The 23,510-nt window shown below is 43.1% G+C and carries 22 protein-coding genes and 1 riboswitch; of the genes, 1 reads left to right on the top strand and 21 read right to left on the bottom strand.

The genetic code is table 11. From position 1 onward, the window contains the following. Window positions 1–23: 23 nt before the first annotated feature. The 7 genes from QNH15_RS02875 to QNH15_RS26160 all read right to left on the bottom strand — a co-directional run bounded on the left by QNH15_RS02875 (window position 24) and on the right by QNH15_RS26160 (window position 6,342). Complete coding sequence (locus tag QNH15_RS02875) at window positions 24–1,397, bottom strand: hypothetical protein (protein WP_283892435.1); 1,374 nt, start codon at window positions 1,395–1,397, stop codon at window positions 24–26. Then, entirely contained in the window at window positions 1,390–2,094 is a 705-nt protein-coding gene (locus QNH15_RS02870; RefSeq protein WP_283892433.1) for a response regulator transcription factor, read from the bottom strand. The genes QNH15_RS02875 and QNH15_RS02870 overlap by 8 nt, the downstream gene beginning before the upstream one ends. After that, window positions 2,091–2,834 carry a sensor histidine kinase gene (locus QNH15_RS02865; RefSeq protein ID WP_283892431.1) on the bottom strand — a complete coding sequence of 248 codons (744 nt, stop codon included), beginning with the start codon at window positions 2,832–2,834 and terminating at the stop codon, window positions 2,091–2,093. The genes QNH15_RS02870 and QNH15_RS02865 overlap by 4 nt, the downstream gene beginning before the upstream one ends. A 116-nt stretch (window positions 2,835–2,950) precedes the next feature. Next, window positions 2,951–3,778 (bottom strand): MetQ/NlpA family ABC transporter substrate-binding protein, encoded by an 828-nt coding sequence (locus QNH15_RS02860; RefSeq protein WP_283892429.1) that lies wholly within the window; start codon window positions 3,776–3,778, stop codon window positions 2,951–2,953. Between the two features lie 22 nt (window positions 3,779–3,800). Next, a complete protein-coding gene (locus tag QNH15_RS02855; RefSeq protein WP_090237535.1) occupies window positions 3,801–4,466 on the bottom strand; it encodes a methionine ABC transporter permease in 666 nt (221 codons plus the stop codon). Continuing rightward, on the bottom strand, window positions 4,456–5,469 hold the full coding sequence (locus QNH15_RS02850) for a methionine ABC transporter ATP-binding protein (RefSeq protein WP_283892427.1): 1,014 nt from the start codon (window positions 5,467–5,469) through the stop codon (window positions 4,456–4,458). The genes QNH15_RS02855 and QNH15_RS02850 overlap by 11 nt, the downstream gene beginning before the upstream one ends. Window positions 5,470–5,548: 79 nt before the next feature. Further along, a riboswitch (SAM riboswitch) is annotated at window positions 5,549–5,653 on the bottom strand. A 422-nt stretch (window positions 5,654–6,075) separates the two neighbouring features. Continuing rightward, window positions 6,076–6,342 carry an immunity protein YezG family protein gene (locus tag QNH15_RS26160; protein WP_430667153.1) on the bottom strand — a complete coding sequence of 89 codons (267 nt, stop codon included), beginning with the start codon at window positions 6,340–6,342 and terminating at the stop codon, window positions 6,076–6,078. Between the two features lie 403 nt (window positions 6,343–6,745). Between QNH15_RS26160 and QNH15_RS02845 the strand changes: the two genes are divergently transcribed. Further along, window positions 6,746–8,275 (top strand): malate:quinone oxidoreductase, encoded by a 1,530-nt coding sequence (locus QNH15_RS02845; RefSeq protein ID WP_283892425.1) that lies wholly within the window; start codon window positions 6,746–6,748, stop codon window positions 8,273–8,275. 130 nt (window positions 8,276–8,405) lie between these two features. Here the strand turns inward: QNH15_RS02845 and QNH15_RS02840 are convergent, their stop codons facing one another. From QNH15_RS02840 to QNH15_RS02775, 14 genes are all read right to left on the bottom strand, one after another. Then, complete coding sequence (locus tag QNH15_RS02840; protein ID WP_283892423.1) at window positions 8,406–9,461, bottom strand: NAD(P)-dependent alcohol dehydrogenase; 1,056 nt, start codon at window positions 9,459–9,461, stop codon at window positions 8,406–8,408. A gap of 15 nt (window positions 9,462–9,476) precedes the next feature. Continuing rightward, window positions 9,477–9,830, bottom strand: coding sequence for a carbohydrate-binding protein (locus QNH15_RS02835; protein ID WP_283892421.1), 354 nt, complete (start codon window positions 9,828–9,830; stop codon window positions 9,477–9,479). A gap of 277 nt (window positions 9,831–10,107) precedes the next feature. After that, window positions 10,108–11,448 carry an L-fucose:H+ symporter permease gene (fucP, locus tag QNH15_RS02830; RefSeq protein ID WP_283892419.1) on the bottom strand — a complete coding sequence of 447 codons (1,341 nt, stop codon included), beginning with the start codon at window positions 11,446–11,448 and terminating at the stop codon, window positions 10,108–10,110. A gap of 103 nt (window positions 11,449–11,551) precedes the next feature. Further along, window positions 11,552–11,977, bottom strand: coding sequence for an RbsD/FucU family protein (locus QNH15_RS02825; protein ID WP_283892417.1), 426 nt, complete (start codon window positions 11,975–11,977; stop codon window positions 11,552–11,554). Between the two features lie 36 nt (window positions 11,978–12,013). Continuing rightward, complete coding sequence (locus QNH15_RS02820) at window positions 12,014–12,829, bottom strand: SDR family NAD(P)-dependent oxidoreductase (protein WP_283892415.1); 816 nt, start codon at window positions 12,827–12,829, stop codon at window positions 12,014–12,016. Further along, a complete protein-coding gene (locus tag QNH15_RS02815; RefSeq protein ID WP_283892413.1) occupies window positions 12,826–13,680 on the bottom strand; it encodes an amidohydrolase family protein in 855 nt (284 codons plus the stop codon). The genes QNH15_RS02820 and QNH15_RS02815 overlap by 4 nt, the downstream gene beginning before the upstream one ends. Window positions 13,681–13,824: 144 nt before the next feature. Then, window positions 13,825–14,133 (bottom strand): hypothetical protein, encoded by a 309-nt coding sequence (locus tag QNH15_RS02810; protein WP_283892412.1) that lies wholly within the window; start codon window positions 14,131–14,133, stop codon window positions 13,825–13,827. A 123-nt stretch (window positions 14,134–14,256) separates the two neighbouring features. Then, window positions 14,257–15,276 carry a LacI family DNA-binding transcriptional regulator gene (locus tag QNH15_RS02805; RefSeq protein ID WP_283892410.1) on the bottom strand — a complete coding sequence of 340 codons (1,020 nt, stop codon included), beginning with the start codon at window positions 15,274–15,276 and terminating at the stop codon, window positions 14,257–14,259. Between the two features lie 122 nt (window positions 15,277–15,398). Further along, on the bottom strand, window positions 15,399–18,149 hold the full coding sequence (locus QNH15_RS02800) for an AAA domain-containing protein (protein ID WP_283892408.1): 2,751 nt from the start codon (window positions 18,147–18,149) through the stop codon (window positions 15,399–15,401). Between the two features lie 174 nt (window positions 18,150–18,323). After that, the gene (gene rbsK / locus QNH15_RS02795) at window positions 18,324–19,244 is read right to left on the bottom strand and encodes a ribokinase (protein WP_283892407.1); all 921 of its coding nucleotides are present in this window, start codon (window positions 19,242–19,244) and stop codon (window positions 18,324–18,326) included. 12 nt (window positions 19,245–19,256) lie between these two features. Beyond that, window positions 19,257–20,270, bottom strand: a complete 1,014-nt coding sequence (locus QNH15_RS02790; RefSeq protein ID WP_283892406.1) for an aldose 1-epimerase family protein — start codon at window positions 20,268–20,270, stop codon at window positions 19,257–19,259. Window positions 20,271–20,345: 75 nt separating this feature from the next. Next, the gene (fucP, locus tag QNH15_RS02785) at window positions 20,346–21,686 is read right to left on the bottom strand and encodes an L-fucose:H+ symporter permease (RefSeq protein WP_283892405.1); all 1,341 of its coding nucleotides are present in this window, start codon (window positions 21,684–21,686) and stop codon (window positions 20,346–20,348) included. A gap of 92 nt (window positions 21,687–21,778) precedes the next feature. Next, entirely contained in the window at window positions 21,779–22,828 is a 1,050-nt protein-coding gene (locus QNH15_RS02780; RefSeq protein ID WP_283892404.1) for a LacI family DNA-binding transcriptional regulator, read from the bottom strand. A 174-nt stretch (window positions 22,829–23,002) separates the two neighbouring features. Continuing rightward, window positions 23,003–23,506, bottom strand: coding sequence for a GNAT family N-acetyltransferase (locus tag QNH15_RS02775; protein WP_283892403.1), 504 nt, complete (start codon window positions 23,504–23,506; stop codon window positions 23,003–23,005). Window positions 23,507–23,510 lie beyond the last annotated feature (4 nt).

Below are 23,510 nucleotides of genomic sequence, written 5' to 3'. Positions count from 1 at the left end.
CAGACAAATGGGTTTGTGATTTATTATCTTCTTTTTGCGAAATATTCACTCTTTTCCTTATTCCTGAGATAAATATATCCGCCGGTCAGAAAGGATACGCATGCACAAATCAGCATCGGCCAATAAGGCTGGGAGGTCATCCGATAGATGATCAGGCTGAACACCAAGAAAAAGAGCATGACGCCCGTGACCCATCCGGATATCTTCCCCCTGCTTTTTATTATGAAAACTAGCGGGAGGGAAACGATCAAGTAGAGAAGCACGTACCCCATAAAAAGAAACTGCAGGTCCCGTAAAAGCCAAGCATGAACACAAAAGACGAGACAAGACAGAATGCCGAGACGCAAATATACACTTCGGATCCTGTTCCTTGGGGAATGCTGTCCAATGCTATTCAGAATCAGAACCGCCATCGAAAACATGGAGATGAACACAGAGTGAACGACACTCGCCAGCCAGCACACCACAATCAGCATGACAATCAAAGGGCCAGGCACCTCAACGATATGGCGCACAAATTCTATAAACGTGGATGCCGGGTGCTTGCTTAACGTATAAATCGCATAAATGCCAACGGAAATCGGAATGGACGAAAAACAGGCTACCGACAGCTTGCGCACCTGAGACCGATACTGCGGTTTAATGGACTGGATGACCTGCCATTGAAACAAATGAGTCATAAGTATTCCCATCAACCCAAACGGAACGGAAATCAGTAGATAAACCATTTCGTCCGGCACTTTCTGTTTCATTTTTAAAAAAATTTGATAGGAATCATACACGGTATGATTGCCATCTGCCAAATAGGAATAGAGCGGCACGAATAAAAAGGCCAAGCCGCAGACCAAAAGGAGGCTGTAGCCCGCCCTGAAAATCGAAAGGATGCCGCCAAGTCCGGCAATCACAAAACAAAAACCAAGGAGGATGGCCAAAAAGGTGCCTCGTGAAAGGTCAGGAAACCAAAGGGAAAATACTTTTTGCGCCAGCCCCAGCTGCAGGAGCAGTCCCTCCATGTTGGCAAATATAATGAGGGGCATAAGGAAGGCATACCCTTTCTTCGTCAGTCTGGCTTGATAATACCCAAGCAGACCCAGAGAATGAAACGGATCTTTCCCGACCTGCCGGAAAAGCCACGATAAAAGTACGTAAAGAAAAAATAAAAGAAAAAGGCCATATCCCATGCCGGTTGGCCATCCAAAATAATAGATAACAAATATCGGAGCAACCAGGGAAAAACCGCCAAAAAAGCTCATCCATAATAAAACCGTGCCCCGCTTTAACCCGAATTCCTGGCTGCTCATGAAATAATCACCCGGAGTGGGATGTTCAGCCACGTGGTTCAGATTGAAAATGATCACCGCCGCAGCAATGGACAAATGAAAATACCACTCAATCATGCTGCAGGCTCTCCCGGTATTGGCTCGGCGAAAGCTGAACGATCTTTTTAAACGTCGAGCTAAAATGATGCAGACTGGTGAAGCCCGACTTTTCCGAAACCTGCTGAATGGACCAGTCAGGCTGCTGCTTTAAAAATGATTTGGCTTTGGTGATCCGGTAGGAAATCACATATTCCTGAAAGTTCATGCCCACTTCTTCCGAAAACTTCCGGCTGAGATAATTCGGTGCCATATGCACTTCCTTCGCAAGTTCTTTCAGATTCAGCTTCGCTTCATATCGGTTATGGATCAGTTGGATGACCTTCTCAATGGATGGTGAAACCTTCTCCAAATAGCCGAACGTTGTCACGAATTTCTCCAGCGTCTGATAGAATTCCCTGCTGATCACAGGTTTGACGATGTAGTCAAAGACATGCAACTGAAGGGCCTGTTTGGCATACTGAAAATCTTCAAACGCCGTTACCATGATGCACTCCGTTTCGTACTGTTCTTTGATATAAACACAGAGATCAAGTCCCGACTCCCCAGGCAGATGGATGTCGAGAAGCGTCAGGTCGATGGAAGTTTCCGCAAGCACCTTTTTTGCCCGCACCGCATCTTCCGCCTCATACAAATTCCATGAAGGATATTGCTCTTGAATCAAATAATGCAACTGTTCAATTTCCAATGGTTCATCGTCCACAATGAGAACGTTCATCTTTCTCCCTCCGGTGTATACGGCCACACTGCCACTACGACAGTGTCCTCCATTCTTCTTGATAAGTTCACTTCGGTATGAAGATCGTAGATTAAAGAAAGCCGTTTTCTGATATTCTCCAAACCAACGCCATCGCTTGAGCTCTCAGGTTCAGCAGGACCCGGGCCGTTATCACTGACCCGCAGTTCCACCCAGCTTCCCATGCGCTCCAAAGCAATGCTTAACGCCTTTTCTCCCCTTTTCTTTTCCAGCCCGTGTTTAAAGGCATTCTCCACGAGCGTTTGCAGCACATAAGGCGGCAGGTGCGTACGCCTCGCCTGTTCATCGATAGTTAAACGAATGGTTAACTGTTTGCCAAAACGGATCTTCTGGATCGAAAGATAGTGCGAGGTATAGGCCAGCTCTTCTTCAAAAGCGACCAGGGATTCCTTGTTCACGTATTTATAGCGGAGAAACTGGGAGAACTCCTCAAGCGCATAGCTGACGTCCTTCGTCCGGCCCAGACGGTTCAATGACAGCATCGCATTCAGGGAATTAAACATAAAATGCGGCTGGATCTGCTGGTTCAGCTGCAGGTACTCCACACGATGAAGCTCTTTCTCCATCTCGATTCGTTTGTTCTGAACCTGGAGATAATCCAGCTCCTTTTCAAAGAAATCCAGCAGCAGCAGCGTCACATAGGCAGCCACCGGCAAACCGATTCCCCCTAATATCAATAGTGTGAAAACCGCTTCACTCATAACCTACCCCTCCCCTGCTTACAGCTCTTTTTATCCTCTATTGTATCGTATAGATTGTCTGGAATATAAAACAAAGAGCCGCCGGAGCGACTCTTATGAAAATACTCTATTCAGATTTACTTCTTCATCCACTCCGGCTTGCCGAAGCCTTTAAATTCTTTATCCATTGTTTGTTCAAATTCTTTCGACTCTACCGCTGCTTTAATGTCTTTAGCGAACTGGGATTTCACGTCTTTCGTATTCACTACCACACGATTTCGGTATTGATCCGGCATGTTCTCAAGGAATAGCGCATCCTGAAGATTCATTTTTGCTGCGATTGCAAAATTTCCCGGTACAGCGGAAACATCCGCACTTCCGACTGCACGTGGCAATTGGGCAGCCTCCAAAGGCTTAAACTGAAGTTTCTTTGGGTTGTCTTGTATATCTTTTTCAGAAGCGGTTAATGGATTAACATCTTTTTTGATGGTAATAAGCCCGGCATCCTGGAACATTAACAGCGTTCTTGCCAGGTTTACTGGATCATTGGCAATGGCAATGGTGCTTCCATTCTTAATGTCTTCTATTTTTTTTAATTTCTCAGAGTATACTCCCATTGGAGCGGTTGGCACACTGATTAGCTCAGACAGTTTTAGGTTCTTCTCTTTTGCAAAATTTTCCATATAGATCTTATGTTGAAACAAGTTGGCATCAATGGATCCTTTGGATAAGGACAGGTTAGGCTGTACATAATCACTAAACTCTACGACTTTGACTTTGTACCCCTTTTTCTCAAGTTGTGGCTTGATCGCTTTTGTTACCATGTCGCTGTATGGACCGGCTGTGGCGCCAATGGCAATATTCTTTTTATCACCAGAGCCTGATGATCCACTCGATGAAGATCCACAAGCTGACAAAAGGCCAACCACAAGCAGTAAAATAAGTGCAGACAAATACTTTTTCATAGTTTCTCTCTCCTATTAATTATTATCTTTTATCTACTTTTTTAGAGATAGAGTCTCCGGCAAGCTGAATAACCTGCACAAGGAGAATCAAAACCACCACCGTGGTAATCATAACGGTGTTATCGTAACGATAGTATCCAAATCGAATGGCCAGATCCCCAATACCTCCGCCCCCAACAATTCCGGCCATTGCAGAATAGCCGACCAAACTAATTGTTGTAATTGTGAGCCCTTGAACAAGTCCAGGCTTGGCTTCCGGAAGAAGAACATCCTTAATGATCATCCATGAAGTGGCTCCCACCGCAATAGCCGATTCTATGACACCCTTATCAATCTCTCTCATTGACGTTTCTACCATTCTTGCAAAAAAAGGAATCGCTGCTACCGACAAAGAGACAGAGGCCGCCGTAGGGCCAATCGTTGTGCCGGTAAGAAGATTCGTTAGAGGAAGCAATGCCACCAAAAGAATGATGTAGGGAATGGAACGAATCAAGTTTACGATCCATCCGGCAACACCTTTCACCACCGAATTCTCCAAAAACAATCCTTTATCCGTTACAAACAGCAAAACACCAAGCGGAAGTCCGAGAACAATTGCTACAAGCAGCGAAATTCCCACCATATAGAGAGTCTCGAAAAACGCCTTATTAATATCCGGCATAAGCTGGACGAGCGATTCAAGCAGCATCATGGACCACCTCCAGGCTTCTCGTTTTGCTGGTGATGTAATCAATTGCCTTTTTTACTTCGGACGCTTCTCCTGTCAATTCCATAATGAAAATGCCAAGAGGTGTATCCTGAATGTATTCTATTTTGCCGTGCAGGATGTTTCCTTTCACCTGATACCGCTGGAAAAGCTCGGATACGACAGACTCCTCAGCGATTTCACCTTTAAACTGGATCTTGATGATGGTTCCCTTTCTTTTCTCAATCAGCTGCTCTGGAAGATCGAACTGAAGGATACTATTAATGAAATCCCGTGTCAGCGGCTTTTTCGGATTGGAAAAAATCTCATACACCTCTCCCTCTTCGATCACTTCCCCGTTCTGCATAACCGCGATCTTATGGCAAATCTCCTTCACCACTTCCATCTCATGCGTTATCAGAACGATGGTCAGTCCAAGTTTTTTATTTATATCTTTTAACAGATTGAGAATGGATTTGGTTGTACTCGGATCTAGTGCTGAGGTCGCCTCATCGCATAACAGCACCTTTGGATTGTTGGCAAGTGCCCTGGCAATCCCTACTCTTTGTTTTTGTCCACCACTCAACTGTGCCGGATACTGGTCTTTTTTATCAGTCAAATCGACCAGATCCAAAAGTTCCAAGACACGCTTATTTGCTTCAGCTTTCGTCTTTCCTGCTGCTTTAAGTGCAAACGCAATATTTTCATAAACCGTTTTTGAGCTCACTAGATGAAAATGCTGAAAGATCATCCCGATTTTTAAACGTGCTTTTCGCAGGCCTTCACCTTTCAGCGTCGTAAGGTCGACTCCATCAATTTTCACTTGACCCGATGTTGGCTTTTCAAGCAAATTCAAACAGCGGATAAGTGAGCTTTTACCAGCACCGCTATACCCGATAATGCCGTAGATTTCCCCTTCTTTTACATTAAGGGAAACGTTGTTCACCCCTACGATTTCTTTCTTCTTTGAACGATACACCTTTACCAGGTTGTTCACTTCGATCAAGAAATTGCCCCCTCTTTTCTTTCAATGTAAAAAAGCCCCTTTCATCATGAAAGAGGCTTTTGATTATGAATTCAATCTCACCTTATCTTTCAGAATGAAGTTCATTCTGCAGGAAGTGGCACCTTTCCATATGGAGGTTGCCGGACGTCATTGGGCCTAATCCCTCAGTCTCTCTTGATAAGAACAGTTATTATATTATTATTAGAACATTTTTAATCATAAAATTCCTTTTTATCCTTGTCAATACTATTCTGCGTGGAATGGTCGTGATTAAGCGCTTTCATTAAGAAATACGAAGATAGATAATAAAAAAGTAAAGTGCCTTCGCCTTCTGAAATACGAGCCTAGGCATATATAGTGTTGCACTTTTCAGGAATCATTTGGTTGATGGTTTTAACCACATCATCATAAAACAGTTTTAAAGCGACCATTCTCAATTATTTGCTCTCTGCTAATTTCTCCAGACAAGAATCCAAAACGCCTTGTTTAAAATCGTCTTCAGGGAACATTCCTAGCATTTTATATTCCCAATATGTCTGGTGCTCTAGAGGCAATATTAGAGAGGTCCCTATAATCGTAGTCAATTTTAAACTCACCATCGTTTTGTCACGTAAAGATGAGACTTGTCCATACTTCTTGTTGATTCTTTATAAATTCAGATCTTAAATCATCAAAGATAAAATACAGGTTATGATACATTTCATCATAATTGTCCTGTTCCACATTAAATAATTTAGGTATATTATGGCTATAAATAAGCTTATTGCTTTCTTTTGAAACATAATAAAATAAAGCATAAATGTATACCGTCGCCCACAATTCTGGGATAATTTGGTTTATAAGATTGGCTGCATCATGATAAATGTTCTCCATAGTTTTCGTTTCCATTATACCTCGCTATTCCTTATTAATGCTTTCTGTTCAAACTTTATTGTAAAAAATAGGCACTCAATAAAACATCGATCTCCTTACTAAATAATAAGGAACTCTCTTCAATAGGATGAATTTTAATGTTTTTTTACGATAGAAACGGACTTTCTTATAAAAATCGATAAAAATCATCGGTTTTTCAGCAATTATTTGCACTTCTCACTTTCTACCAGCTTTCAAATAATTGATATTTATCATATAATAGAGATAGTTCAATCCATTAATTATTGTAATCCGTGATGATATCGTTTTCATTAAGACAGGAAAGTGTGTGATCCGATTGCACCTTGGCTTGGTGTGACGCCTGCAACTTTTCTGCAAATATTAGGCGAAAAGGTTGGTATAAATGAGCAACAGAGAAACTAACACAGACGTCATTTTAATTGGCGCCGGAATCATGAGTGCGACATTAGGAACTCTCTTGAAGGAATTAGTACCGGAATGGAATATTAAAGTGTTTGAGAAGCTCGGAAAACCAGGCGAGGAAAGTTCCAATGAATGGAACAATGCGGGAACAGGACACGCAGCACTGTGCGAGCTTAACTATACGGTCGAAAAGCCCGATGGATCCATTGATATTAGCAAAGCAATAAACATAAATGAACAGTTTCAGGTATCCATGCAGTTCTGGTCTCATCTGGTAAATCGCAAGCTCATCCAAAAACCTGAGGAATTTATCATGCCGCTTCCTCATATGAGTTTGGTGCAAGGTGAGAAAAATGTGGAGTTCCTGAAGAAGCGGTTTGAAGCGCTGTCAAAGAATCCACTGTTTCAAGGAATGGAATTTTCCGAAGATACGGAGAAATTGCTGGAATGGATTCCACTTATCCTTGAAGGCCGTAAAATGGACGAACCGATTGCGGCTACCAAAATTGACTCTGGAACGGATGTTAACTTTGGTGCGTTAACCCGTATCCTTTTTGATCATTTAAAAACAAAGAATGTTGATGTTCTCTATGGACATGGTGTTAATGATTTAAAACGTGCGAGTGACGGATCCTGGGAACTGAAAATTAAGAATTATGACAGCGGTACCTTGGAACGCCATAAAGCAAAATTCGTTTTTATCGGCGGTGGCGGCGGAAGCCTTCATCTCCTTCAGAAATCCGGTATTCCTGAAGGCAAGCATATTGGCGGATTCCCGGTAAGCGGAATTTTCATGGTATGTAACAATCCGAAAGTCATTGAGCAGCACCACGCAAAAGTTTACGGAAAAGCCAAGGTGGGTGCTCCTCCGATGTCCGTACCGCATCTGGATACACGATTTATCAATAACAAAAAGTCCCTGCTGTTCGGACCATTTGCCGGCTTCTCACCAAAGTTCTTAAAAACCGGCTCCATGTTCGATTTGATTACTTCTGTTAAGCCCGATAATATCTTAACGATGCTGGCTGCAGGTGTAAAAGAAATGTCATTGACCAAATACCTGATCCAGCAAGTACTGCTGTCCAAAGAACAGCGTATGGAAGAGCTTCGTGAATTCATCCCGAACGCAAAAATTGAAGATTGGGATTTGGTGGTTGCAGGCCAGCGTGTGCAGGTGATCAAAGACACAGAAGCTGGCGGCAAAGGAACCCTTCAGTTCGGTACAGAAGTGGTTACTGGTGCCAACGGAACCATCGCAGCATTACTGGGTGCTTCTCCGGGAGCTTCCACAGCGGTTCATGTTATGCTTGAAATCATCAGCAAATGCTTCCCTGATCGCATGAAAGAGTGGGAGCCGAAAATCAAAGAAATGATTCCGTCCTACGGTCTTTCCTTGATGGAAAATCCTGACCTGCTTAGAAAAATTCATCAGTCCACAGCCGAGTCGCTCGGTCTTAAAAAAAAAGAACCCGTCTTTAATGACGAAAAAACAACAGAAACAGTCTACTAAGTGAAAACGTTTAATTGGCAGCTCACTGGAACCTTCGATCCCTCTTGGGGTTGAAGGTTTTTTATGTTTATTCTAATGTTCTTCAAAATAAAGTGGGCACTGCCGCTGAAAGGCAGCGCCCTTTTTTCAATCACTCTCCACTCGGATAAATCATGATTTTGAGTGTGTTGGTTTTATCATGAATCGCCTTTTCAAAGGCATCGGCCGTCTGTTCCATCGTGTATTTGTCCGTAATGATATTTTCAATGTTAACCTCTGCTTTTGAAAGCATCTCGAGCGCTTTTGGGTATGTGTGATGGTAACGGAATACTCCCATGATATCGATTTCCTTATCAATGATTTGTGCCACGTTCATTGGCACTTCATCCTGCGGAGACATGCCGACGATCGCTGCTCTTCCACCTTTTCGGACAGAAGCAATCGTTCCCTGGACGGCTTTCGGGCTGCCAGCTGTTTCAATCGCCAGGTCTACCCCTCGACCGGCGGTAAATTCATTTAACTTTTGAGCCAAATCGTCTTCCCTGAGATTGATGGTATGGGTGACCCCCATCTCCTTCGCCGTGTTCAGGCGGCTTTGTTCCAGATCAACCCCAATAATCTGCCGGGCTCCTGCCATTTTGGCCGCTGCAGCAGTCACCATTCCGATTGGCCCCATCCCCATGATAATTACGGATTCACCAGCCTCAAGCCTTCCTCTTGTAATCGCATGAACACCAACGGAAAATGGCTCCACGAGCGCGGCTGTTTCGTAGCTCATCCCATCCGGAATCGGAAACACAAGATCCTCCCGCATCGCCACGTATTCACAGAACGCACCATCATACGGAGGGGTCGCGAGGAATTCCACATCCGGGCAAAGGTTGTAGCGCCCCGCTTTGCAGTGCTCGCATTCACCACATGTTGCGCCCGGCTCGATCGCCACTCGCTGGCCTTCCTTCAGGTTCTGGACCTTTTCCCCGACAGCCACAATGTCTCCGGAAACCTCATGCCCAAGGATGATCGGCTTCTCGACCACATAGCCTCCGATCCTGCCATGTTCGTAGTAATGAATATCAGAACCGCATAATCCTACGGCCCTTACACGAATGAGCACCTCGTTGTCTTTTGGTGCAGGAACACCGAATTTTTTGAGCTCAATATGTTGCAGTTCAGTGAGCACTGCCGCATCCATTGTTGCATTTGCCATGTCCATCTCTCCCTTTCATTCCTGTTCGAACCGGAACCAGCCAAAGTCAAAGTTGCTTCCCGGCAGGAAGACAAACGTCACCTTCTGCATCCCGGTTACCTTCTCCAGATCAAAGACTCTTTCTTCATAACCGTTCGAGTGCGGAAATTCCACCATCTGCTGGCTCTCCCCATCCGCATTCTCGAACCGGATAAGAATGGTGTTTTTATCGAACGGCGAATGGCCGTTAATCACAAGCCGGTTCGCACCCTTACCTGTAAAATCCATCTCTCCAAATACCAAGGAAACATTGTTGCCGATTCCCGTGATCCGTGTTCCTTCTTTTGTAAATGTATTTACCATAAATGGAGTCACATTCCACCGCATCAAATGCCAAGCCCTCAGTACTCTCCGTATCCAAACTGCTCTTCGCAAATTCCCAACCATCATTAAAAAGCGTTTTACTGTTCATGCTTGGGGTACCCACCTTTTTTATGGTTAAACATTCGTTTAAATCTCTAGGTGACCGACACTATGTTTATTCATTAAACAAACTATAGTATTCATACTATTCGAAAAACAACTAAATTTCAAGGATTGTTCCTCACGACCAATAAAAAACAGGTTCATAAAAAACTGAACCTGTTGATTTTTATTGCCCATTTTTTTACCTAGCCAACTTCACAGACGATTTAGTGGTTTTCTGAACAGTCTCCTGATTTTTCATTTCACCATAAAAGTAAAAGCCGATGTAGATAAAGCAGGCCATGGAAACGAGGAAGGCCGTCTGCATGGAACCGAACAGGTCGGAGGCGTAACCCTGAACGGCCGGAATGATAGCTCCGCCCACAATGGACATGATGAGAAATCCGCCTGCGGTTTCGGTATATTTTTTGTCTTTGACTACCTCCAGCGTATTTCCGTAAATCGTTGGCCAGCACGGTCCAAACAGCAGGCTTACGCCAATGGCGGCATAAACGGCAGTTGTGTTTGGCACAAACGCCACATAAGCAAGCGTTAGGGCACCAAGTATGGAATAACAGAAGAGCACCTTGGCCGGCTTGAACCGTGCCATCAAAAAGTTCGCAATGAACCTTCCCGCAAAGAAGCAAATAAAGCTGTATACCATAAAGTTGGAAGCAGCTCTTTCATTGATGCCTGAGTTCATGTCCAGGGCCAGACGAATGGTAAACGACCATACGGCGGTCTGCATGCCGCAATACAGCAGCTGAGCACCAACTCCCTTGCGGAAGCGCGAATTGGCCCCCAGGTATTTAAGAGATTCTTTAAAACCAGCCGTGTTTTTCTTTTCCTCAGCAGCCGGCTTACACGCAGGGAATTTTGTAACAGCAAACAGAATAAGTATGGCAATCAGTACAAAAATAATATATTTATAGGGTTGGAGTGTGTGCTGAAGCATATTTAATCCAAAGGCCTGTGCCTCAGCTGGAGACATATTGGCCATCCGGGCTTCCAGACTTTCTCCTTCCTGGAAAACAAGGTATTTGCCTAAAAGAATGCCAGAGATCGCTCCAATAGGATAAATCGTTTGTGAGATGTTCAATCGTAAGATGCTGTATTTACGGGGACCAATCATGGAGCTGTACGTGTTGGCTGCTGTTTCAAGAAAACCCAGACCGACGGCAATCCCAAAAATAGCAATCAGAAACATCATATAAGTCGCCATGTGAGAGGCGGGATAAAACAAGGAACAGCCTGCGATGTAAAATAGAAGCCCTGTAATAATACCAAACTTGTAACTCTTCTTTTTAATCACCATGGAAGCTGGAAGTGCGATAAGAAAATAGCCGCCATAAAAGGCGCTTTGCACAAAGGCCGTTGCAAAGTCACTGAGTTCAAACACATGTTTAAATTGGGCAATGAGAATATCATTTAAACTCGCTGCCACTGCCCACATGGGGAAAAGTAAGGAAACGAGAATAAATTGAAAGACAGGTGTACGGTTTAAGTAGCCATCAGGCAGCTGAACAATGGAATCGTTTTTCATGGGTAACTCCCCTTCTGTTCAAGAATTGATGTAAAGGCTTACATACTTCTTTTAAGAGAAGACACTGATGGTTCGATTCAGTGCCCGGTTTCATCCACTATGTTTATAAAACTCCTTTTTTCAAGATGATGTTGGCATATGGTACGTTTTCACTTGTTGCGAGAATGGCATATGCCGACTTGCTCCGTTCGTAAAACTCATGTCTTTCCAGCTTTTCAAATGTCACCTTGTCCCCGTTAGTGGCTTGAACAGCTCGTTCGAATTCCTTCCAGATCTGCGGATTCTTGTCGTCACCTTCCACCGGATCCATCAACAGAACCGGAGCATCTACATAGGTATCAAGCGGAAACAACTCCAAAATGGCATCCAAAAAGTCACAGACGCCATGACCATAGCCCGCAACCAGCCGGCGGGCATGGCTTGCAGCAGGAAAGTTCCCATCCGCAATGACAATTTCATCACCATGCCCCATTTCCATCAGAACCTTGAGCAGCTCAGGAGACAGGATCGAAGGTATCCCTTTAAGCATGGCTTTCTCCCCCTCCGCTTTCCATAGAGCTTTTCATCAAATGGTAACCTCCTGCTCGTGATCCATGTGATCCTCCGGTTGCGCCGCTTTGACCGTTAATCCCCCATCCACCATCAGCAAATGACCATTGATTTGCATGGCCTCATCTGAAGCCAGGAAGACAACCGCATCCCCAATTTGCTTTTCTGTTCCCAACCGTTTCATTGGGTTGGCTTCAATCTCTTTTTCCAGAATTGCCGGGTCTGCCAGATATTCCTCGCACATCTGTGTGGCGGTTGTGCTTGGACCAACCGCATTAACGTTGATGTTGTATTTGCCTAGTTCAATCGCCAGGGCCTTGGTTAGATGGCTGGCCGCTGCTTTGGACGAGATATAGTGCGGCACCACCGGGCTGGTGACCATCACACTGGCTGTCGAAGCAATATTTACAATCTTTCCGTATTTTCTTCCGATCATCGATTTCGCCACTCGCTGCGATGTTAGGAAGATCGATTTCACATTCGTCTGGTACGTTCGGTCCCACGTTTCTTCCGAAAGACTTAAAAACGGTTCAAACGGGGCGATTCCGGCGTTGTTGACCAAGATATCCACTGGTCCCAATTCCTGTTCCACTTCACTGATCATTTGATCAACATCCTGCTTGATGCCGACGTTCCCCTGAACTGTCAGTGCACGGACCCCAAATTGTTCTTCAACGTATTTCTTTAGTTCAACGGCTTTTTCAAGGTCACTTGAGGAAAAATAGTTGATCGCAACATTAGCTCCTTCCTCAGCCAATCGTTTTACGATAGCTGATCCAATTCCCTGGCTTCCCCCTGTTACAAGTGCGGTACGGTTTGTGAATTTACTCATCTTGTACTCTCCTTTGTCTTGGTATTTAAGCGGTAAAATTTCTTGGCATTCTCGCTGAAAATACGCTCTCTCTCTGCTGGTGTCAGTGAATCAGGAAGATTTTTATTAATAATGTCAATGGCATCCCCATAGGTTCCCGCCGATAAGCAGACAGGCCAGTCAGAGCCAAACAGCAGTCGTGACGGTCCAAATACGTTTGCGACATGCTGGATGTAAGGGTTAAAATCTTCTGTTTCCCACTCGTACGGAACCGCCTCTGTCATGAATCCGGAGACCTTGCACCATACATTCGGGTACTCGGCGAGGGCTTTCATGTCTTCCTTCCAGCCAGACAGCTCTCCCTCTGCGATATTCGGCTTGGCCATATGATCAACGATTGCTCTTAACTCGGGAAGCGCTTTCAATAACTCCAGTACAAAAGGGATATGTTTTTTGTTAATCAACAAATCAAGCGGCAGTTCCTTTTTATGAAGAAGCTTCACATTTTCAACAACCTGCTCCTGCAGAATCCAATCACTTTGCTCGATGTCCTGCAGCATCGGACGAAGACCAACTACTCCCGGATTTTTTAACAGTTCTTCCAATTGCTCTGGAAAAGAAGTTGAAGATAGATCGAGCCAACCAACCACCCCTTTGATCCAGTCATAACGTTCATATAGTGATAAGAGAAATAAGGTTTCTTCATATGTAGGTGCGGCTTGGACCACGATTGTTCCGGAAATATTGAATTGCTGCAGCAAAGGAACCAAATCTTCAGGCAGGTAATCTCGATAGAGAACCTCCATGTCTTCCGTCAGCCATCCATAGTCGCCTCTTTCCAGCTTCCAAAAGTGCTGATGGCTATCAATCATGTGCATTCCTCCTTTAATTGTTCATTTAAATGTTACCGGTAACATTATTAATAACAAAAGTATTTAGAATTGTCAATTAATTATTGGGACAAGTTATAAAATTGGGAAACCAAAATAAAAAAGCCAAAGTTTTCACCTTGGCTTTTACTGGCTCACATGCCTGTTCTTTTTAATTGTTGAAACAATGCCAGCAAGAATATAGATGATGCCACTCAGCGTAATGATGAGTAACCCTAAACCAAACCCAGTAAAATAAGCGTCATAAGCTTGCTGTTCATCATTTGTAATGAGGTGAAAAAAGATTCGAATAGCCACATAACCAATGGTTGGTCCGATCACCGTAATGACAATGCCGGAAACCCAATAACGAGCGTTAAATTTTTTATTTAAAGCAAAGGGAATCCAGTTAATCAAAATCAGGACCACAAGTGAAATCACCATTAAAAGGGCCAAGACTATCCTCCTGTAAAGTGTATTTTTCAACACTTCCATTTTAAGGTAAATTAACGAGTGCGTAAATCCTTTTTTTAAAATGAGGATATTGCATTACAGTATACATTGCTAACTATCCAGAAACTATTCTTTAATAGAGGTTCCTGATGATTTTCTGATTACCAATTCCGGCTTTAAATTAACGGACCGGTAACCGGACGGACTGTTGCCCTCTACCCGTTCGATGACCAGTTGAGTGCCAATGTAGCCGAAATCATAGGCAGGCTGCGAGGACACCGTTAAAAACGGATCCAGCTCGATAAACAACTCAAGATCATCAAAGCAGACGACTGCCATGTCCTCCGGTACACGGAGGCCGCCCTGGCGGAGCTGTTTAATGAGCTTAATGGCAATAAAATTGTTAACAGCAAAGAACGCGGTAGGGCGCTCGTCCTCCGGAAGTTCAAGCAAATGATTGATCCCTGCTAATTGATCCTCCTGTTTGTAATGGTCTTCAATCATAAAGGAAGGATTCACAGTTAGGTCATTTAATTTCAACGTCTCCACATACGCCTGATATCGTTCCTTCGACGTCGAAATGGTCAACGGTCCATGGACCATCGCGATCCGTTGGTGACCATTGTTGATGAGGTGCTGAAGCAGATACCGGGTTCCCTCGTAATTATCCCCAAGCACCATATCACATGGTACATTTTCAATTTTACGGTCGATTAACGTAAAGGGAATTCGGTTTTTCATTAGCTTTTTTAAATTTTTGATCGACGAATCACCGGTTGGTGCGATAATGACCCCATCTACCCGCTTTGCAATCAGTGCATCAATATACTCGCTTTCCTTCTCGTAATCCTCATCGGTATTGCAAAGAATGAGCTGATATCCCATCTGGTTGGCTTTATCTGTAGCCCCTCTCGCCACTTTTGTAAAAAAAGGATTGGTAATGTCCGTAATAACAAGCGAAAGAAGCTTCGTTTTCTTCAAATTCAGGCTTTGCGCGGCCGAATTGGGTATATAGTTTAATTCCTTGATCGCGTCCTCTACCTTTTTCCTGGTCGCTTCACTGATGTTTCCTTTGTTGTTAATGACCCTTGAGACGGTCATGGAGGAAACGTTGGCTCGTTTGGCAATATCGTATATCGTCGTCACATTACTTACCTGCCTTCTTGTTTTCCCGTTCTGTTCTGTCTATTATAGATAGTTTACCAAACTATTAGAAAGATCACCTTTTACATTATGTTCGTATATTTCCTAAATATTATTTGCCTCCTTTAGTTAAAAGATTTTATTTTCATCACTTCTAAAAGTTTACTCTCGAGCTTTTCTTCCTCTCCGCTCCCCGTGGTTTTAAATCTTATTATTGGTATATTACATTTCTTTAATATCTCATCTTTCATATTATCACGCTTTAACTGAGATGGATTCTCTGCATGATATGCGTGCCCATCTATTTCCACAACTAATATTGGCATTTTATCCACTTTATTAAAAAGAACAAAATCGGTATGAGTAGAAATGTTCATTACATATTTTTTTTCGGAATTATTTAGGAGTGAATAATCCCTCACTAACATTTTAAGAGGTTGATGGAGGATATGTCCTAAATGATGAAACCCTGGCTTGTTCAGTATTTTTTCTATAACAGCATTCATCAAATTTTCTGAGTCAAAGTCAGACACTTTCTTTCTATTTTTCAAATATTTTAATCGCTGTTCAGAATAACTGCTATATAGCAAATCAAACACAGAGCGAATCCTACTATCAATTATCTTAAAGTTATTATATTGAATATACCTTACCAAATCGCTTAAGTTACTCCCTTTCCATCGGTCACTATTCTCTGCCCCTACAATAACCAATCTGTTTACAGCTCTTGAAACAGCAACATTAATTAGATTAGGAGAGTCAACAAAATCATTTGCCTCGTTTACCACTGTTGAAAGAATTATGGTGTCCCTTTCTCTTCCTTGATATTTGTGAACTGTTTCTGCATCCATATTAACTTTATTATCTATAGTCTTTTGAATTTCATTTTTTTGATCACAAAAAGGTGAAATTATACCGATAAGTTCATCCGGATTCACCAAAATTTCCTTGTTAGTTAAGATTTCATCGAAAATGACTTCAATTTGCCTCTGATTTAATGTACCTCTGGCATGATTCCCTTTAACTGTTTTATAGAAGAGGAGAGGAGAATCATTGTCTCCTTCATTTGTTAGTATAACCAGCTTATTCTGATAAAACCTTTTGTTACAAAAACTAATTATTTTTGGGTGACACCTATAGTGTTCTTTTAATAATACTTTCGGAACATCTTTAAAGATAATAAGAAAAGAAGACAATAAACTATGGTTTAAATAGTTATAACCATTTGGAAGATTAGGATTGGCACACAATTGCGCAATACTTTTTTTTGCTTTTTTATCAACTATGTTAGATAGTTGTTGTAAATCTCCTACAACTACAGTGTTTTTTGCACATGAAAGTGCCAGAACACCTGTAAGTATGTCGACTTGAGAAGCCTCATCAATTATTACATAATCAAATAAGTAATTTTGTGATACGCAATTTCGTAATGAGTGTGTAGTACTTAAGATAACCGGATATTCATCTATAAAAAAATCTAAACTTTCTTTAAATTTATTCGCTTGAAAATTTAGTCGTTCCTTATTAAATTTGTATTTATTCGCTAATTTTGCTTTAAACAATTTCATTGATCCTATTTGATATTCCATCATTTTCTGTTCAAAATTATGTTTAGTAAGTTTCTCCTCCATTTCCTTAATCTCTTTTGATACTGACGCGATTTTTTTCCTATAGAAATTTTCTTGGAGATAAGATATTATTTCCTCAGGTGAATGGTCATATAACTTGAAATTATATATACCAAAAGCTATCAAATTATAAATTTTTTTGTTAATTGAAATTGTTTCTTTATGTAAATCTTGCTCATACTTGATTAATAAATGTAATAATTTATCTTCGTTTAATTTTAAAAAAGATTTTAATTTTATTGATGTAGATCTTTTCTCTTCAAAATAATATTCTTTAAAATACTTATATTCAATCTTTAGCTCTGACAATTCTTGCTTAAGTTTTGCATGACTATTTTGGTAATTAAGAATTTTAGCTATTTGCTGATGGGATTTTTCTAATTTATCTTTTAACAAATTAAATTCAGAATCAGGCAACACCCATTTTTTTAAGTCTTCGGGGTAAAATCCACTTTGTTCTTCAAAAAACTTTTTTTGATTATCCATATTTCCTAGAAAAGCAGTAATAAAATCCAATCCATATTTATTTAGCTTTTCAACTATATTAGCAGTAGCAGAATTATTATTAGAAACAACTGCTACTGATTTATCCTCTAAGACTGCGTTTGCGATAATATTTAAGATTGTTTGAGTTTTCCCCGTACCCGGTGGTCCCTCGATAACACTTATTTGTGCAGATAATGCATTTTCCGTTGCAACTTTTTGACTTAGATTAAAGCCAAAAGGAAAGATTGGTAGTTGAATTTCATCTTTAGTTGAAATTGTTTTTTTCCCAAGATACGATGAAAGAACACACCTTGGACTTATATTGTTAAGTTCCTTAAATTGATTACTTAAAAATTTAGAGTTATTGTTATTTGCATCATCTATACAGCCTGCTAATTCCTTAAAATAGCAAAGAAGAGCCCTAATACTACTTTTATCTATTTTTGATTTTTCAAATACAATTCTTTCCTGAGGATACACTAATGTTTCCTCATTTGACTTTATAATTTTGATGTATTTCTCAAACTCTATCACCTTTTTAATATCCTCTATCGGATTATCATCGTGATAAAGAATAAAGTTTGCGTGATCCAGTAACTTTGGTTTTTGGTAAATCTTTATATGGTTGTAATTGTTGTATTTATAAACTGTACTATTATTTATAAACTTAATTTGCAAACGGTTATTTTCATAGTTGTACCATTCAACTTCATTAGTCTTGTCAATTTCTTTAATTAGAATAAGAATTTCCTCATAGTTCAAGTTTAGAACACCTCTATTAAAAAAATTCTAACCATATAGTACATATAGAATATTTTACCATTGTTAATCTACCGCTTAATATATAGTTGATAAAAATACTCCTAGTTTTAATATAAAATTTATAATTAAAAAGGGTGAACAGCATTTTTGCCGTTCACCCTGAAAAAATAAATATTAAACTTTTTCTTTTAAAAACTCTTCCACTTCATCCAATTCCGGATACGAAGTCTGCGTCCCCCGCTTCGTCACACTGAGCGCAGCAAAGGCAGTGGCCTTTTTCATCGCCTCAAGTACATCTCCTGTTTTGACGTAGTAGTGGGAGAAGCAGCCGATGAAGGCGTCACCTGCACCTGTGGTATCAATCGCGTCCACTTTATGGGAGGATACGGTTTGGACATCATCCTTCGTTACCCACATCACACCACGGCTGCCCATCGTTACGATGACGTTCTTTACTCCGCGCTCCACCAACGTCATGGCCGCCGTGCGAATCTGTTCGTCGGTTTGCACCGGCAAATCCGTTAAAATCTCCAGCTCGCTTTCGTTCGGAACGAAAAAGTCGCTTTTGCACACATACTCAAAGTCCAGTTCCTTGGATGCCGGTGCCGGGTTCAGGATTACCGGGATGCCATGCTCGTTTCCAAATTCAATCGCACGGTAAACGGTTGGCAGCGGCACCTCCAGCTGCAAAACGATCAGTGAGCACTGTTTCAGCTTTTCTGCTGCACCGTCCACATCCTCCGGTAAAAGATGCTTATTCGCTCCTTTAATGATCAAGATCCGGTTCTTGGAATCCGGATCGACAAAGATTGGCGCAACGCCGCTGGACGTACCGGGCACTTTAACGGTATATTCCGTATCGATGCCATACTTCTCGAGGTTATTGATCGTGTTGTCGGCAAACAAATCATCCCCGACTTTTGTCACCATCATGACGCCGGAACCGAGCTTGGCCGCGGCTACCGCCTGGTTGCACCCTTTTCCTCCGCAGCCGATTTCAAAGTCCGGCGCTTCCAGTGTTTCTCCTTCTTTTGGCATTTTATCAATATACGAAATCAAATCCACCATGTTGGATCCAATCACTGCAATATCCATTGTTCTTCCTCCCTATTTCTTTCCGGTAACGACGGTAAAGGAACGTTCCTCTCCTGCACCAAGCTTGATCTGAGTTCCTGCCTTTTCTGCCGCTTTAAACCCTTCCGGCCGGCAGGTGGCTGGGAGCACGAAAGCTCCTACCTGCTGATCGCTGTTGTACAGAAGCCAGCGTGTGGCATAGTTAAGCTCGGCTGTTGAAAATCTCGTGAAAAAGGCCGTGCCGTCGGGGGATTGCATTTCAAATTCCACTTCTTCCCCGTATTGATCCAGTCGGTCAGCAAAAAAGACAATCTCCGGATCATACATGTCCGGCTGGTTCAGTACATTGAGCGTTTCTTCCCCGCTCAACAGCTTTTTGTTATATCCGAGCCATTGTTCCGTCGGCTTCACATGGGCTGGAATCGATTCCCGAAGTACGAATGCGTCATCTGGAATGCTTTGCTTCATAACCCCATTTTCCACATATGCATAGTTGGTATGACACATGTACTGCAGGGGCATCTCGCCACAGGAGAGGTTTTTCACCGTCATTCCGATCTCGATGAATGATTCTCCTCTGCCCATTTTAACACTCGGTGATGCCAAATAGTGATGGCCGAATCCTTTTACATATTCGGTTTCGCCGCCAACCTTGATTCCCTGGTGATTAATTTCAAGCCATGCACGGTCCATTTCGGCACATGCCATTTCCCCGTGCAGCTCGTGATCATCCTCCGGTCCCGGACAGCCATTGGCAATTAACCCTGAATGAAACGAAAAGCATCCGTACGTATCCACGATCTCTCGCACGTTCTTTGGCTGCGAAAACATATTTTTCATCTTCAGATCGATGCCATCAAACGCAAGGTCCCAGATGATCTGTCCCATATACGGCAGCACGACCATTACACCACGCGAGTTTGTCAGCTCGATGGCTTCCACTCCCGACGGATAGCGGAACAGGCTTACCGTAAACTCATCGTCACGATAGATCACTTTTTTGTTTTCTTTAAAAAATCCCCGCTGAAGTTCAATGATTCCACTCATGTCTAAGCATCCCTTTCCTGCTGATTAACCTCATCAAGGCAGCCAGGAAAAGGCTGCCTGTCAAGGTTTAATGGTTTATTGTGCCAACTCGATCGTTTTGTCTGTTTTTCTCACCACAGACTTTTTCATTTCGCCATAGAAGTAGATGCCGACATAGACGAAGCAAGCCATGGAAACCAGGAATGCCGTTTGCATGGAGCCGAACGCGTCCGACGCATAGCCTTGCAGAGCCGGAATTACCGCACCGCCGACAATCGCCATAACAAGGATTGCACCAGCAGTTTCGGTGTACTTCTTATCGACCACTTCAAGCGTTTCAGCATAAATCGTCGGCCAGCAAGGACCAAACAGCATGCTTACTCCAATTGCTGCATAAACCGCCGTCATGTTCGGTACGAGCACGACATACGCCAATAACGCGGATCCGATGATGGCATAGCTGAACAGAATCTTGGACGGAGAGAAGCGTGTCATCAGGAAGTTCGCAATGAATTTCCCAACGAAAAAGGCGATAAAGCTGTACACCATAAAGTTAGAGGCCGTACGTTCGTTAAAGTCCGGGTTCAAATCAAGCGCAAGACGGATGGTGAACGACCAGACCGTAACCTGCATGCCCACATATAAAAACTGAGCTGCAATTCCTTTTTTGAATCGTTTGTTGCCCGCCAAATACTTGAGCGTCTGACCGATTCCCGGAGCTTTTTCTCCTCCTTTAGCACGGTTGGTCACCGGCTTACAAATCGGAAACTTCGTAATCGCAAACAGAATAAACATGGCGATCAGAACAAATATGATGTACTTATAAGGCTGAAGGGTATGCTGAAGCATTTTCAATCCAAACGCCTGAGCTTCTGCCGGTGACATTTTGGCCATTTGTGACTCCAGGCTTGCCCCCTCTTGGAACACAAGATATTTTCCTAGCAGGATACCCGCGATGGATCCCAGTGGATAAAACGTCTGGGAAATGTTCAAACGAAGAATGCCGTATTTTTTCGGTCCAATCATTGAGCTGTAGGTGTTGGCCGCTGTTTCGAGAAAGCTCAGGCCAATCGCAATGGCAAAAATCGCGAACAGGAACATCGTGTACGTCCCCATGTGTGACGCCGGGTAAAACAACGAGCAGCCCACGATATAAAACAGAAGCCCTGTCATGATCGCAAACTTGTAGCTCATTTTCTTAATGACCATCGAGGCCGGAATCGCAACAACAAAGTAGCCGCCGTAAAACGCACTTTGCACGAAAGCGCTTGCGAAATCGCTGAGTTCAAACACATGTTTAAATTGCGCAATCAGAATGTCGTTCAGACTCGCCGCCACGGCCCATAATGGAAAAAGCAATGAGACCAGGATAAATTGAAAAATTGGTGTTTTGTTCAAATAGCCATCAGGCAGCTGAATCAGGTTGCTGTTCTTCATGTGTACATCCCCTTTTTTTAAATAGATTAGTAGTAAAGCGCTTACATATCGCGTTCCAGAAGAGGTACAGAATGACCAGTTCTGTACCTTGTTTACTTTTTAAGAGATTGTCCGTCAGGTGAATTCTTCGGATAGCGCAGCCGGCAGGATTCCCGGATGATGAGCTCCGGAGACAGCTTGTACTCGCGCTTCGGCACCGGATCTTTAAACTGGATCCGTTCATGCAGCAGCTGAAAGGCAAGCTCCCCTAACGCGTGCATGGGCCGTGAAACCACGCTGAGCTTTGGGTTCAAGAAGGTCGCAATGTCCACGTCATCAAACCCGAAAAACGAAATTTCCTCCCCGAGCTTCCAGTCCAGATCGCCAATCGCCTTCACACACCCGATGGTCATCAAGTTGTTGGATGAAAAAATGGCCGTCGGACGGTCGTCCAGTGAATACAGCTGGTGTGCCCCCTGATACCCGCTGCGCTCACCAAAGTCTCCCTGAAAAATGTAGCGCTCGTCCAGCTTCAGGTTGTAATCCTCGAGCGCTTTTTTGTAGCCGATAAAACGCTCACGACCCGGTGTGGTATTCTGCGGTCCGCAGATAATCGCAATCTTCTCATGCCCCTGCAAAATCATGTGCTGAACGGCCTGATAAGAGCCCTTTACGTTATCGACGAGCACCGTATCCACGTCATAGTACTGAATGCTCCGGTCGACCGCGACCATCGGAATGCCCTGCTCATGAACCTGCTTCAGGTGATCGCCATTTTCGTTGGCTGTCGTGATGATGACCCCGTCCACTCCCCGCTCGATGAAATTCTTCAGAATCTCCTGCTCGACCACCGGTGATTCGTTCGTGCTGCTCAGAATCGCGAAGTATCCTGTTTCCCGGGCCTTCTGTTCAATTCCGGCCATTACGGATGGAAAAAACGGGTTGTTGATGTCTGGCACAATGACACCGATCGTCTTCGTATCCTTGCTTTTCATCGTACGTGCTGCGGCATTACGGATATAGCCGAGCTCCTGAATGGCTTTCAGGATCCGCTCCTCCGTCTGCTTGCGCACGCCGCCCTGGTTATTGATGACCCGGGAGACTGTCGCAATCGATACATTCGCCCGTTTAGCCACATCCTGAATGTTTGCTTTCCCTTCCATTGGACAAAACTCCTAAAATGTAAACGTTTAGATTTTCTTACAAAAAAATAGATTTATGCCTGAAATCCCTGAGTCTGTTCTGAACAATTAATGTAAACGTTTAGATTTTTGTTCTTGGATATAATCTAGCATGAGAAAATAGAAAATGCAAGAAGTTTTTTGAAACCGCTTTCCTTACCCTTGCTTACCCCATTCAGAAGCCAGGATTCCCATAAAGTACGTATCGAGGTATTGACCGTCCACATAAGCGTGCTGCCTCAGTTTTCCCTCTATTGTAAAACCAATTTTTTTATAGAGTCCAATCGCTTGTTCATTGGTTCCTCTCGTTGTTAAGTAGATTTTGTTCAAACGCAGCTGTTTAAAGCCAACATCAATCATCTGCTCCATGGCAATTTTCCCATAGCCCTTCCCTCTGGCTTCAGGAGCGAGAAGGATTCCGATGCTCGCGCGCCCATGGCCATGATCGATATCTTTCAGAAATACCCATCCGACCAGCTGCTGTTCTTCATTTTCAATCCCCAGCAATAAATCGTTATTCCTTCGCTTCCCTTCTACTTCCTGGAGGACCTGTTCATACGTCAGCGGTGTTCTGCCCACCATTAAGATGGACCGGGAATCATTGGACCAGCGGTGAAGTTCCTTGATATCGGCTGTTTCGAATGATCTGAGTTTTATCATGGTT

The sequence above is a fragment of the Fictibacillus enclensis genome (assembly GCF_030123385.1).
Taxonomy (GTDB): domain Bacteria; phylum Bacillota; class Bacilli; order Bacillales; family Fictibacillaceae; genus Fictibacillus_C; species Fictibacillus_C enclensis.
Note: the sequence above shows the minus strand (reverse complement) of the source record. Positions and strands in the feature narration are given on the sequence as shown.